Annotated in this window: 8 protein-coding genes; 6 read left to right on the top strand and 2 right to left on the bottom strand. The window is 40.4% G+C overall.

Features of this window, described 5'->3' with window-relative positions:
• The first annotated feature begins 777 nt into the window (after positions 1–777).
• The gene (locus FC093_RS22735) at positions 778–2,040 is read left to right on the top strand and encodes a HEPN domain-containing protein (protein WP_137264117.1); all 1,263 of its coding nucleotides are present in this window, start codon (positions 778–780) and stop codon (positions 2,038–2,040) included.
• Between the two features lie 468 nt (positions 2,041–2,508).
• Here FC093_RS22735 and FC093_RS22730 read toward each other — a convergent pair whose 3' ends face one another.
• Positions 2,509–4,572 (bottom strand): DUF4365 domain-containing protein, encoded by a 2,064-nt coding sequence (locus tag FC093_RS22730; RefSeq protein ID WP_137264116.1) that lies wholly within the window; start codon positions 4,570–4,572, stop codon positions 2,509–2,511.
• A 46-nt stretch (positions 4,573–4,618) separates the two neighbouring features.
• Between FC093_RS22730 and FC093_RS22725 the strand changes: the two genes are divergently transcribed.
• Both FC093_RS22725 and FC093_RS22720 read left to right on the top strand, forming a co-directional pair.
• Positions 4,619–7,477: a P-loop NTPase family protein gene (locus FC093_RS22725; protein ID WP_137264115.1), complete on the top strand. Its 2,859-nt coding sequence runs from the start codon at positions 4,619–4,621 to the stop codon at positions 7,475–7,477.
• Between the two features lie 141 nt (positions 7,478–7,618).
• Positions 7,619–9,781 carry a hypothetical protein gene (locus FC093_RS22720; RefSeq protein ID WP_137264114.1) on the top strand — a complete coding sequence of 721 codons (2,163 nt, stop codon included), beginning with the start codon at positions 7,619–7,621 and terminating at the stop codon, positions 9,779–9,781.
• 85 nt (positions 9,782–9,866) lie between these two features.
• On the opposite strand, the gene FC093_RS22715 is transcribed toward FC093_RS22720, so the two are convergent.
• On the bottom strand, positions 9,867–10,094 hold the full coding sequence (locus FC093_RS22715; RefSeq protein WP_170971197.1) for a helix-turn-helix domain-containing protein: 228 nt from the start codon (positions 10,092–10,094) through the stop codon (positions 9,867–9,869).
• Between the two features lie 367 nt (positions 10,095–10,461).
• Here FC093_RS22715 and FC093_RS22710 point away from each other — a divergent pair, with 367 nt between their 5' ends.
• The 3 genes from FC093_RS22710 (at position 10,462) to FC093_RS22705 (ending at position 14,296) form a co-directional block, all read left to right on the top strand.
• Positions 10,462–10,791: a hypothetical protein gene (locus FC093_RS22710; RefSeq protein WP_170971196.1), complete on the top strand. Its 330-nt coding sequence runs from the start codon at positions 10,462–10,464 to the stop codon at positions 10,789–10,791.
• Between the two features lie 6 nt (positions 10,792–10,797).
• On the top strand, positions 10,798–10,962 hold the full coding sequence (locus FC093_RS23915) for a hypothetical protein (RefSeq protein ID WP_170971195.1): 165 nt from the start codon (positions 10,798–10,800) through the stop codon (positions 10,960–10,962).
• A gap of 73 nt (positions 10,963–11,035) precedes the next feature.
• Entirely contained in the window at positions 11,036–14,296 is a 3,261-nt protein-coding gene (locus tag FC093_RS22705) for a SusC/RagA family TonB-linked outer membrane protein (RefSeq protein WP_137264111.1), read from the top strand.
• Positions 14,297–14,306 lie beyond the last annotated feature (10 nt).

Here is a 14,306-nt window from a genome sequence, read left to right as displayed (position 1 = left end):
GAAGAGAGCCGTTTAGTGGATAAAATATTTAATAACCAAAAGCCGGCTATCTTTGGATACCAACACCAGCAAAAAAGTCAAACTGTTTTTCAAACTTTGTCCAGTTTATAAGGGGTGGATACACTTTCTCATTGTTTAATGTGTCCCAAATTGCTGTCTTTTCACCATCTTTCTCTATCATAAATATTGAACTATCATAGTTTTTAAAAAGATTTTTAATGGTATATGGCTGAAAACAAGGACTTCCATTTTCTTGTTTTGTTTTGCATGAAAAAGAATACACCAATAAGCAAGTGCTGATCAAATAAGTTAAGTATCTCACTAATATTTTTGTCAATGATTTGGATAAAGGTCTTCTGCATGACGCACAACACAAATATTATACGAACTCAACAATAAACCAAAGAAATTATACCTATTTATAATCAACTTACTTTCATTCGCTTTTTTGTATTTCCAGTGTTTGGCAATGCGCGGGAACTGCTGGCGAAAGGAGCCTGTTTGTTATTGATTTGGTGAGGCACCGACTGAAATGGAATAGCCGTTTAAAGGAGGTGGCAAGCCCATCTTCTATACTGAACCTGGGATGATTCTGAAGAATCGTCTTTATCCTTTACTTCGAGGTGCGCTATCGCTAACACTCTTTATAACTATAATTTTGAGGGTTGATTTTCAGCAACTTGCATATTGTAGTTTTTATGCCATTTCAATATGCCTTGCAGCATCGCTTAATCTTGAAGAATGGATATACTTTTATACTTATCTAAAACAACTTTCATGAAAAGCGAATTACAAAAAGCCCTTATGAATTTAGAAGTTGATGAAGTTGAATTTGTATTAACTGCATATTTTAATAATTACCATCAAATTGATGATGAAACAATAGTGTATAAGAAAGATAATACTGCCTCTATTTATCTCAGTTATAGCTTGCGCTCAAAAAGGATAAAGAATGTAGAAATAGAAGCTTTGGAAGATAAAGTGATAACAAATATAGTAGAGGATATAAACAATAGCGTTTTAAATCAAGTATATAAATATGGATATAGTTACTTATTTACAACCGTGCCAGTGAAAGGATATTATAGATTTTCAGACGAGCTACAAATCAGAGAGATTTCATCAGAATATTTAAAATTGGGAAGAGCATCCAACAGACATCCGTTTGTACTTGAGTTTAAATACATGGGATCTAAAAACAGGTCATTGGATTTATATAGGAAAGAAGTAAAACTGAATGAATTATTTTTCTTGTTGCAAATTCTAATAAGGTTTGATATTTATAAGTATGAGGGATCTGTTAGAAGTGAATGGGTTAGTATTCCGAACAAAGAAGGTGGATCTGAAATAAAACATGCTCAACTATTATTTTACGATAAAAAGTTTAAACATGAATCTATGAAATTGACGGAAATTGACGGACTTGAAAAAATTCCGATTATTGAGGATAATGAATATTTAAAATGGGGAAACATACGAGTAGGTATGGAATTTTTCTCTTTGGCTAATTACACAGACCAAGTTTTAAAACAATACTTCGAATTTAATCAAGAAGACATAAAAGAATCAATGATAAAATCTTCTTATTGGTTATATCAAGCCCAGAATAATATGCACACCTCAAAATCTTTAGTTGCGCTGTGCCTTTCTATAGCGATAGAAACAATACTTCCAAAACAAAGTGAAAGGTGTGATGTGTGTGGACAGTTGAAATATAAAATAAGCAGGACTTTTAAAGAATTTCTAGATAAGTTTTATCCTGAACAAAATAAGGAATTAGATAAAGTTAAAAGCAATCTATATGGAATAAGGTCAACAGTAGCGCACGGGCTTGATTTATTATTACAGGATAAAGGAAGTATGCTCAGCTTTAATCCAATTCAAAATAATGAAAATGATTATACAGAAATATTCTTTCAAATGACCAAGCAAATTATTTTAAAATGGTTTGACTCTTTTTCCAATCCAGCTATTGGTCAGCTTCCACTCCCGTTTTTACTTGGCAGAAGGAGAAGCGTTGAAACTTTTATTACAGGATAACTTTACATTCTTTGAGGTATGATCGCCAGCACATACCGAAGCAACATACGATGCTCCCGAATTATGTCCTAACTAACGTAATCACCAGCATTACTCATACAAAGTTGGATTATGGATATTCATCCATCTGCCCTCATTTCTCAATGGGCATACTAACCGGTAGAGGAATATTCTGGGCAATTCATGAAGGCACGGACCGGAGTTGAGGTTTAATGATTAATGACGCTGAAGAATCATCCTTATTCATTACTTCGAGGTGCGCTATCGCTAACACCTCGAAGAATTTGGGTTCCGCTTAAGCGCTTACAGAAAAGGTATTGATAATCGAAAAGATCCTTGCTCAGCTATCCGCTAAATAAGATGACCATGGGTGAGGGCATTATATATGTACTTTATCTTTTTCTTCAAAGTGCCCTGCAGGAACACCTTAAAGAACACGTGTTTTAAAATTCACAATCAATTTATAATTCAATAAATTCTTTCTTCTCTATAAAACTTGTTCTCAAAAAAAGCTTTTCTTATCCTATAAATGTTCCTCCAACTTTCAATACCTCTGTCAGCTAATTTCCCGTTTGAGAAACCTTCCTGCGTTATTTCATTGTAATAAATATTTGCAACTGGTATAACCAGTTCAAACATTCTGTCATAATTTCCCTTTACCTGTTCATCTTTGATATTTAATATTTTATAGACAATTTCTTTTTTGCTCCTGGGGAACATAAAGAAGCCAATAGGGAATAGGTGTATGTGCAAGCAATCTTGCAATCGAGCCTTTTCTTTTCTCTCCTGTTCATCCATTTCATCCATTTTAGCAACCATTTCTTCATATTCTGCTGTAGTTTTATTTACCTGGTTCCAAACTTCTTCAATCCACACTTTAAATTTTTGATGAGTTGTTCCATTACTTTTTAAATGTTTAATTCTTCTTCCTTTATCAAACAACTCATAGGCATCAATTAAGTTTTCGGCTTGCATAAGAGTTGCATTAGCATTTTCAAAGTCCTTAATGTAATGGAGAAGTTCATATTTGGTCGATAAAGCCACCACTTCATTTTCAATATGTCCAATATGTTTATAGAAGTCAATAGCATCATTTACCTTTTTGCAGAGGCTATTAATCATTTGTCGGTTCTCTTGTGTTTCAGGAGAGGGGGGATCAGGCATCGCTTGGCTAGCAGATATCAAACTTGTGAAAACAATCATTTCATATATTACTTTCGCTTCGTTTATAGAGACGTTATAATAAACAAAATAATTTTTACTCCGTAAGAGTTCTTCCTTGAAAGTCTGAATGTCTTTAAACCATACAGATTTTGACCTTGTAAATTGTTTGGCACATTCAACTCTCAATTTTTGGTTAACCCCCATAAATGCCTCTGCAGCATTTAATTGAGCTACTGATTTTACATAATCCCAATTGTTTTTTGAACCTGTAATTAAAATTAGCTCACACTTCGCATTTACTTTAATCCCATCATCTGCATTTGAATCATTAATAATCTCATTTATATTTTTGAGTAATTGGTCATATTTCTCTTCCGAGTCTTTTTCTAAGGAATTATAGTATTCAGCTTTAACCTTTTCCAACTTTATATACAATCCTACAGTATCTGCGTTCTCCAGGTCATCCATTCTTTTCTGGTAGTCAGATTCAGTAATTAGCCCTAATGAGCTTTTTACACTTGCTTCAAAATATTTCAAAAGCGTTTTTAATTCGGGAGGAAGTTCAACCTGTAGCTTTATGGTTTCCTTGAGAAAAGACAGTGAATTTATTAGGTCACCACTATAATAATTTGCTATACCCAATATAAGGTTATATTTTGCTGTAGTTGATACACCTCCAGAGGCTTTCTTGTTAACTGAAATTATCTCATTCCACTTTCCTTCATTAATAAGTGTGAAGCCAATCTCCTCTACCAAGTTCCTAATCTGAGAATCTTCTACCACATTTAGGTCCTTACCAATTAATATCTTGTCATTAACGGGCAAAGAACTAGTCGTAAGTATCAATTTCTCGTTCACCTTTCTATGAAGTAATCCCTTCTTTATTGTTGTTGTATATATTACTTCAATTACCTGATTAGTTAACTTCTTACAAAACCGAAGGTTATGGCTTTTCTGTTTTTGCCATTCAGAATCCTTTTCACTTAGATCTTTTACAAAATCATTTAGATTTTCGTAATAAAAGACTTCAGTGGGTTTATAGAACAAAACATAATATGCAGGCATCGTATTATTAAGTAAATAATTGATGTTTGAGGTGTAGAGTTGTAAACTTATACTTCCATCTTTGTTGACCTCTTTACTGTCAGTAGCTTTCAATTGAACAGCGAAGTGAAAATTGGTATGTTTCGCTGCTTTTTTTATTTCAATTTGAAAATCTACCCCTTTATCCCTAAACTCAATTGAATGGATTTCAAACTTCTTAACATCGAATAGGGGTTTAAAGAAGTGATTTGAAATTGTTTCAAGTTCCTCGTTTGGATTTGTTGATGGCAAGTCCATTTCATCTAAATCAAAACTATTAAGCATATCCAAAGCTAAATAAAAACTAACTTTATTAGTTAAAAAGGAAAAAGTGGGAAAAGTCTCAACAGCGAAACAAACTGGTCAAGGTGGTGTTTATTATGAAGATAAGGTAGTTGCTTACTTCTTAGCGTGTATGTTATCTGAGACACTCCCGTTCGGACAGCCATTTGGTCTTATATTGGCGGTAGGACTTCAAGTAAGACCAGACGGATGGTTATTTGATGACGTTTTGCTTACTCTACAAAATTCTTCGCAATCCCGTCATATTGCAGTATCCATAAAAAGCAATCGTCAGTTCAACTCGAATGGCTGTCCGAAGGATATCAATCAACTTTTGTGGGAACAATACTTACATTATAACACTGATGTATTTGGCAAGGACTTAGATAAGCTATGTTTGATAGAAGCCCCAATTTCACCAGCCATATCAACGGATTTAAATACTCTTTTGCAGCAGGCAACCTACTTGGATTCTTCCACTTTACATAGGCGAATCTCTATTGCTAATGCATATTCAAAATCTGCTCGGAAACTTTATAAAAGCTTTTATTGCCCGTCCCAATTAGCAAATATCTATAAAATCAAAGCAGAAGACACAGGCAATATTCTTCAATGCTTTTTACATCTGGAGATGGATGTTGAAAGAATAGCATCGAGAGATGAAGCAAGGTGTATTGAATTGTGTAAAAACGCTTTAAGGGATAAAAGTCAGGCACAGGCAGAAAAGCTTTATGATGCTTTGTGTTTATTACCCAGAAAAGTGGCACCTAAAGGTGGCAGCTTAGATCGCAAGAAGCTTCTACAAATCTTAAGTACTGATTTTTCGCTAAATCATAGACTAGCGCATGAGTTGGATTGGAAGAAAATTACAGACAACACAATAGATAGACTTTCTTTTATACCAGATAAGTTGGGTAATCAAGTCACTTTTGACAGAAGCACTTTGCTTACTCAGCTTGAGCAAAAGTTATTAGGAAATAAAGGATTGATTATTCAGGGGATAAGCGGCAGTGGTAAAACAAATCTGGCAAAAATGTTTGCAGAAAAAAAACTTAAGGAGACTAGTGTGATTTGGCTTGATAGCAGTGATTTTGATTTTGAAACTATAGAAACAAGTCTGCGACTAACTAATTCCATAACAGAGCTAATTGAAGAAGTTTCGGGGATAGAATCTTACCTATTCGTTGATGGTATAGAACGCCTTTTTCATGCACACCAGTTAACAAAGCTTGCTACAATATTAAAAAAGGCATTGATTGAGTCATCTTCGTGGAAAGTTATTTTTACATGCCCTTCAGACCAGCTCTCCAAAGTAGAAGACTTTGTTACAAGATTTAATCTATTCAGTACAAATTTTGAAAGCTTGGATATTCCTGAACTAACTGTAGAGGAACTAATTCCAATTGCTATATCCTTTCCTGAATTACATCCAATATTGTTTGCTAATTCTTCAGGACGTATTTTCAATAATTTAAAGCTGCTTGATAAATTAATACGGAATATAAAAAGCATATCCTTTATCTCATCTACTAATAATTTGGGGGAAAGTCATCTGATTGATTTTGTATGGTCAGAGGAGATTGAAAGTAAGAGTGAAGGTTTGCAGTTAAGTTATTTTTTGAAGCGTTTAGCAGAGCTACAAGCGGACGATTTAAGCGTTGGCGTTAGTATACATGCCTTTCCGGTTACGGAGTTAAAGCCTGCTGATAATTTGAAATTATTAGGATTCCTGAGGTTACAACACGAAAAACTCTATTTCAATCATGACTTATTTGGTGATTGGGCTAGGTATAAGCTTATAAAATCGCATAATGGGAATCTGCCGGACTTTTTACAAGGCAAGGATTTTACATCGCCACTATGGGCGAGGGCCGTCAGGTTGTACGGTATACATTTATTAGAGCAGGAACAAAGCGGAACATTATGGCAAAAAACATTTAACCTATTTAGTAATAATTCGCCTCAGCACCTTTTAGTGCAGGATCTCCTATTAGAGTCATTTTTCTTTGCTCCTAATTCGTACTCTTTGCTCGTTTTGCATAAAACAATCCTTTATGAGAATGAATGCACCCTATTAAAACGGATTACCAATCTGTTCTTGTTGAGAGCTACCAAGCCCGATGCGAATGTCATCTCAATGGCAAAGGAAATCGGCATGACTGAAAAACATGCATCCGCCTATTATAGAATACCAATTACAGAGTATTGGTTTGGCATGTTGAAATTTTTATCTGAAGAATCTGTAACAGCGTTAGAGTACAATCTGGTTAACGTAGTAAAGATTTCTTCAATATGGCTGGATAAAACACCAACAAATTTTTCCTTAAGGAAAGAAGCATCTGATCTCAGTTTGCAGGCAGCTGAAAAAATTTTCTCTTTACAAGAGAACAGGACTTTTATAGATGAAAAAATTTTGGAACCGGTTTATAAAGCCTTTTTATTAGGCTACAGAGAAAATCCGGATGGTGTAGCAGCTTTATGTCTAAGAATTAGCAGACGGGTAACAAACAAGACAAAGCTGGAAAATGAAGTTGATCATTCTAAAAGTAAACCGGCGTCTTCTTGGCCGCCACGTCCTAAAAAACGTTTACCATGGCCGTTAGGACCGATGGACAGGGTCGATGATACTTTTCGTACACTGTGTTTAGAAGGACCATCGCTGTTTCCCATTTTCAAACACAATCCTCGTTTAGGCACAGAAATTTTATTAGCAGCATTGATTGAAGAGCCGAGAGAGAGGTGGCACGGAGAAAGTAGAATTACTGAACATTACGAATTAATTGAAGAATATAGATGGTATCCACCGTTCTACCTGCGAGGACCATATTTAAATTTCTTAAAAATTTCTCCGGTTGAGGGTATAAACTTTATCTGTAAATTGGTTGATTTTGCGACAGAACGTTGGTAAGAGAAAAACAAATCCCTTTCAAATTCAGCTAAAATTACAGTTCTTATTGAAGGGAGAAGCCCTGACTATATAGGCGACTTTCAGGTTTTTAAATGGCATAAAGATGTTGGTAACGCTCCTCATACGCTGGTATCAGCACTTATGGCAGTGGAGCAGTTTTTTTATGAGCGAATTGACAACAACGAGGAAATAGAAAGCTTAGTGTCTCAGGTTATAAGAGATACCAAGTCACTCGCGTTGATCGGTGTCTTGTTTACTGTCGGTAAGCTTAAGTTTTCTCTCTTCTTAAATCAGTTAAAGCCCTTTGTTTCGGAATATAACTTCTATGTATGGGATTCGCATGGTAGTTATTATGACTTATGGTTGAGTTATGATTTACCCAGTGTATGGCAAAAGCAGGTAAAGCAATGGAAAGAAAGACGACATCATAAGATCGCACTCCGTGATATTATTCTTCATTTAATTTTAAATGACCCACAGTTTCAAAGCGAATTTGATTCCATACGCGAGGTTTGGCAAAATCAACTAGATGCCATGCAGGCTGCTGGGGAATTTGATGTTCTTCTTTATCAAATGATTCATCAATTCAATCCATCAAACTACGAACTCGTAACGACTGAACAAGATTCATTTTACCAATACAAAGAGCCTCGCGAGGTAACTGAATATTTGGCAATAGGAAGAAAAGAAAGCTTAGAAACTTTACAAAACTCCCAGTTGCCATATAAGTTACAAAAACTGGTTGACGAAAAGCTACCCTTCGACTTATCTGGTGCTGAATATTTATGGAATAAGCTTCGAATAGATTATTCTAAAATTGATCCTCAATCAAAAGCTCATTGTAGTGGTGAGCATGCCTGGGCTTCTTCCTATACAAACGTTTTAGCCGAAATAAAAGTTTTTATCTTCAATAAAACAATATGGATTGATTCACACCCTGAATATTTAGTGTGGATCATTAGCGTTCTTGAAAAACTTATCGAGCAACAATTTGCTTGGGATGGAGAATTTGAAAGTTACGGAACACATGAAGATTGGAACATTTCTTTAGCTGAAATTATTCCCGTCCTGTGGAAAGAAAATATGAAGGAGGAATCAATACGTAGGATAGTTGCAGGTTCTTTATTGTTATTTAATCAAGCTACAAGAAAGGCATTCTTTACTGCGTGTTCTATACATTTTAATTGGAATGAATCCAGCTTCATTCAAGCTCAAAACCTCTTGCTGCTCTATTGTGGAGAACACTATCGAACTGAAAATAAAGAAAACTTGAGTGCGGTAAGACGCAGGCTTAGTGATGAGTTTGTGCAAGGGAAAATTCAAAAGAGTCTTATTGACTGGTCTACAATTCGTTCTCCTGAAGAGTGGAAAAAGAAAGAAGTTGAAAATTGGGAGCGGAAGATAGACTATGTGAGAAGAGCTGGATTAAATACATACTTGGTGATTCCCATGATTGAATGTTTGCCGGATGTAGAAGAAGCGAAAGAATCAGAATATTTATTTGTGCTGTTGGAACAAGCCTTCAACCAGGTGATTTATCAATTAGGCGAAATAAAAAAAGATTCATTAGCTATTAGGTCACTACCAAAGGATTTTGACAGAGCCGTTTTACAAAAGTTAGGAGCTTTTATTTTAAAATTAGAGAGAAAAGATTTAATGATCAAGTTCTGGGAACCATTGTTTCGCTTCGGTTATATAGCCCCTCAGCACATTGAAACCTTTTGTAATTCTTTTTTCTTACACAATTTGGATGTAACATCTAACTACACCAAAATGGTTATGCTATTAGATGAAATGGTGAAGTATTCTTACTCTTCACCAACATGGATAACAAAGAAGGTAGGAAGATTCAAGGATTTCCGGATTTGTTTGTTAGGATTTCATCCTTGGATGAGCAATGTATGGAAGCATGACTATTCAGCATTTACTTCAAAAGCAGAAGATATCTATAAAAATTGGTTTGATAAAAATCAGCTTAACCATCATGCGATTGAAATACTGTTGGGTTTTGTTACAACACCCTCTGGAGCGTTTATGCTGGAGTATGGTATCAAAATTTCTACTTTATTCTTTAAATTAGGTTTACACCTGAAGTATCAAACACCACCTGATAATAAAGTTTGGGTAGGCCATAAAGAACTTGATGATAAGCTATCTAATACACTTAGCTATTTGTGGCAGTTTCGTAAAGATGACATTAAGAGGGATAAACACTTGTATTCATTATATAGAGAATTAATTCAATATTTGATAGCTATTCAAAATGTTGTAGGTATCGAGCTACAAAATGCATTAATAGAATAATAAATTACGCCCTATCGAAGGCGTTATTACTATCAAATTATAAATAGATCAACTGTTGATAATATAAAGTTACTCCAGAATAAGTCTAATCAAATTCAAAATCCAATAACTCCTTTGGATGGATTTCCAAACCCTGTGCGATAGTAATAAGCGTCGTAAATGAAAGATTTACTTTCCCCTTTTCAATCCTCTGTAACTGACTGTATTCAAGTCCTGATGCTGCTGCAAGCTGTCTAATGCTTAATTGCTTTTGCGCGCGAACTTTTGAAAGGTGACTTGCAAATTGTAATAATAGCTTTTCTTTGTTATTCACCTGAACAAGGTCACGGTAATGAAAAAATATTTTGACGTATAATCATACGCCATATTGATTTTAATTTTATCTTGCATGATGATAACATTGTAACAATTAAATTGCGATTCTTCATAAAATAGTTTGAAGCATTTCGCTTTGAGTCTCGGTTGAAAACCTCGGAAATTTTCATGGACACGAGACGATAAGATGAATGCTCACGCCTACGGGCGTGGGCTCGCTTATTGTGTCCATGGCCTCCGAGGGCCTTCAGCCGGTAAGTTGAGACCTGCGCCTTTTTTGTTTTTTATCTGTATTAACCTGCAGTACTCCACTTACCAGGACTTAACCTTTACTTTTTTCATCATTCCCTTAAAAGCTGCTCAATATGGTTGTACGGCGCTTTCTACAATACCGAACATCATCACCTACATTACACAATGTGGATAAGCATAACTCAGCATTGCCATTGCCTGTTAATTCATCTATTAGTGCGTTTCAACCGCAACAAGACCACCACACCTATCTCTACAACACCATTCTATCCAACATTACTTACTACAAAGCCTTAGCCCACTACCGCCACCGGAGAAATAAATTTATTACTTATTCCAGCAGTAGTCACTACAAGAACCTCCGCCTGTACTACCGCCTCACGGAAAAAGGCTTATGCCTGCTCAAAACACGGTATGCTCTAAAGCCCAAATCGCCAGTATAGGAAGAGTTGACAGTTGCTGGTCGACAGTTGACAGATAGCGCACTGCCTAAGGCAGTACTTTTCGCTCCTGCCAACGGTGTTACCGGCAAACCTGTTCATTCCATTGAGCCTGGAACCAGCTATTACCTGCTTTTATACCTGGTTGTAGTGCGCCTGCGCTATACGCAGTAGCTACTGCTTTGCGGTAAGCTGCCGGTAATGCCTGTCCGCTTATCCTTATTTTTTATCACTAACTGTTACGCACATGAAAATCAAATACTGCATACAGATGGTGCTGCTGCTTTTACTCAGCAGGAGCTGCCTCTATGCCCAAACCACCCAAATGATCAAAGGTAAAGTAACCGCTGCCGCCAGCGGGCTGCCGGTACCCGGCGCCACCGTGCTGCTGCAGCACAGCCGGCAGGGTACCCTTACTGCCAACGACGGTACCTTTACCCTCACCGCTGCCCGCCTGCCCGATACGCTGCTTATTTCGCACATCAGCTATGTTACCCAACGGGTAGTAATAACCGGCAGCAGCAATGAGCCGCTGGGGATACAACTGGTGGAAAGCACCGGCGAAAACGCCGCCGTTACCGTGAGCACCGGCTATCAAACCATCCCCCAAGAGCGGGCTACCGGCTCTTTTGTACTGCTAGACAGTGCCCTGCTCAACCGCCGGGTATCCACCGGCATCCTGCAGCGGCTGGAGGGTGTTACCAGCGGGTTGCTCTTTGCCAAGAACAGCCGGTCGCCCGGCGAGCACCTGGGTATCTCCATCCGCGGGCGCAGCACCATTGATGTGAATGTAAGTGCCGACCCGCTGATCGTGATAGATAACTTCCCCTACGAAGGCGATATTGCCAATATCAACCCCAACAACGTGGAAAGCATCACCGTGCTCAAAGATGCCGCTGCTGCTTCTATCTGGGGCTCGCGGGCAGGCAATGGGGTAATCGTCATTACCACTAAAAAAGGCAGCCTCTACCAGCCGCTCCGCGTTTTACTCCACACGAGCCTTACTTTCGGCAGCAAGCCCAACCTCTATTACCCGCTTACCTACCTGCCCGCAGCAGATTTTATAGACGTGGAAAAACGATTATTTGCGTACGGCTATTTCGATGCAGACCTTACCAGTACTGCTTACCCGGTCGTTTCGCCGGTAGTGGATATCCTCTCCCGGGTGCGCAACGGTGAGTTGTCGGCTGCCGAAGGCGACCAACAGCTTGCCCAACTGCAGCAGGGGGATGTACGCCGCGACTTTGACAAATGGGTATATCGCCCCAGCCTCAGCCAGCAGTATGCACTCAACGTATCGGGCGGCAGCAGCAATGCTACCTATGCCCTGGGGTTTAGCTACGACAACAACCGCGACAACCTGGTGCGCAATGGCTACCGCCGGGTAACGGTGAATGCCCTCACTACCTTCAACCCGGTTAATAACCTCGAGCTCACCGGCGCTATCCAGTACAGCACTTCCCGGCAGGCCAATAATGCCAATGCCAGCGCTTTTGGCGCGGTAGTGCCCGGCGGCAAATACGGCGTGCTGTACCCGTATGCGCAACTGGCAGATGGCGCCGGCAATGCCTTGGCGGTAGCCAAAAACTATTCGATCTCCTTTGCTGACAGTATGCAGGCAGCAGGCTATTTAGACTGGCACTATCGCCCTTTAGATGAGCTAAACGCAGCCGATAATACTACCACCATCGAGGATATCGTGCTTCGCACCGCTATCAAATACCGGTTTGCCCCATTTTTACATGCCGAGGTGCAGTACCAGTACGAGCAGCAGCAGAGCGCCTACCGTAATTACGGCTCGCCCGAAGCGTATGCTACGCGCAACTACATCAACCAGTATGCGCAAAAGACTGCCGGTGGCTTTGTGTACCCGCTGCCGTTGGGCGGCATCCTGTACCGGGGCACCAGCCGCCTGCAGTCGCACCACCTGCGCGGGCAGCTCAATTTCAACCGTACGTTTGGCAGCCGTCATGCAATAACCGCCATTGCCGGCGGCGAGCTGCGGCAGGCGGCACAGGAAAGCGGGGGCAATACCACCTACGGCTACGATGATACCTATGGTACCGCCATTACCAATATTGACTATGCCACGTATTTCCCGCTCACGCCACTGGGCTATTACAGCCGGGTACCGGCGCCCCAGGGCGGTGTATCGGGTACGCTCAACCGGTTTATCTCGTACTATCTCAATGCGGCTTATACCTACAGCGACCGCTATACGCTCACGCTGAGCGGGCGTAAAGACGGCGCGAACATCTTTGGCGTACAAACCAACGACCGCATTACGCCCCTCTGGTCGGCAGGTGCCGGCTGGACCGTCAACAAGGAGGCTTTTTACAAGCTGAGCTGGCTGCCCCGCCTCCGGCTGCGGCTCACCTATGGCTACAACGGCAATGTATATAATGCGGCTGCCTACCTTACTGCCCAGTACTATACCTCTTTCTTAACCGGCAGCCAGTATGCGTTTATCTTAAGTCCGCCCAACCCCGCGCTGAGCTGGGAAAAAGTAGCCAACCTCAATGCCGGTATTGATTTCAGCACCCGCAACGACCGGCTGAGCGGTACGATAGAATGGTACCGCAAAGAAGGGCAGGATTTGATAGAAAGCAAGCCTTTAGCCCCTTCTACCGGCTTTTACGACTTTAAAGGCAATGCAGCCGCTACCCGCACCCGGGGCTGGGACCTTACCCTGAACAGTAAAAATATCAACCGGGTATTTAAATGGAATACCACGCTGCTGCTCAGCTATATGCGCGATAAAGTAACCCGCTACGACCCCACCTACCAGGCGTACACCCTCGTGGGCAAATACAATGCGCCCGGCACCAATGAGTACGGCGGGGTATATGCCGTGAAAGGCAAGCCGCTCTACGGCGTATATGCGTACGCCTGGGCGGGCCTGGACCCTGCTACCGGCGACCCGCAGGGCTATCTCGATGGGCGGGTAAGCAAAGACTATACGGCCATCCTCAATGGAGCTACGGTGGATAACCTGGTGTACAAAGGTCCGTCGCGCCCGCCCTTGTTCGGCTCGGTGCTCAACAGCTTTTCGTGGAAGGGATGGTCCCTGTCTTTCAACATAACCTATCAACTGCTGTATTATTTCCGGCGCAGCGGGGTCAACCTCAACTACTCGGGGGTGCTGCTGGCTAATGGTATCCATGCCGATTATGCCCGGCGCTGGCAGCAGCCCGGTGATGAGCAGCATACCAGTGTACCGTCGCTGGTGTACCCCTACGATGGCAACCGCAGTGATTTTTATGCCGGGTCGGAGGCGCTGGTGGAGCGGGGCGACCACATCCGGCTGCAGGACGTGCGGCTGGCGTACGACCTGGATAAAAAGGGGTGGCGGCGCCTCCCTGTTGGTCACCTGCAGGTATATGCCTATGCTGCCAACCTCGGCTTGCTGTGGCGTGCCAATAAGCTGGGCATAGACCCCGACTATACCGGCTACGATGTATATCCTGCTCCCAAGACCATAGCAGTGGGGCTGAAAGTGGATTTTTAAAATAAAAAAG

Source organism: Ilyomonas limi, assembly GCF_005233845.1.
GTDB classification, from domain to species: Bacteria; Bacteroidota; Bacteroidia; order Chitinophagales; family Chitinophagaceae; genus Ilyomonas; species Ilyomonas limi.
Note: the sequence above shows the minus strand (reverse complement) of the source record. Positions and strands in the feature narration are given on the sequence as shown.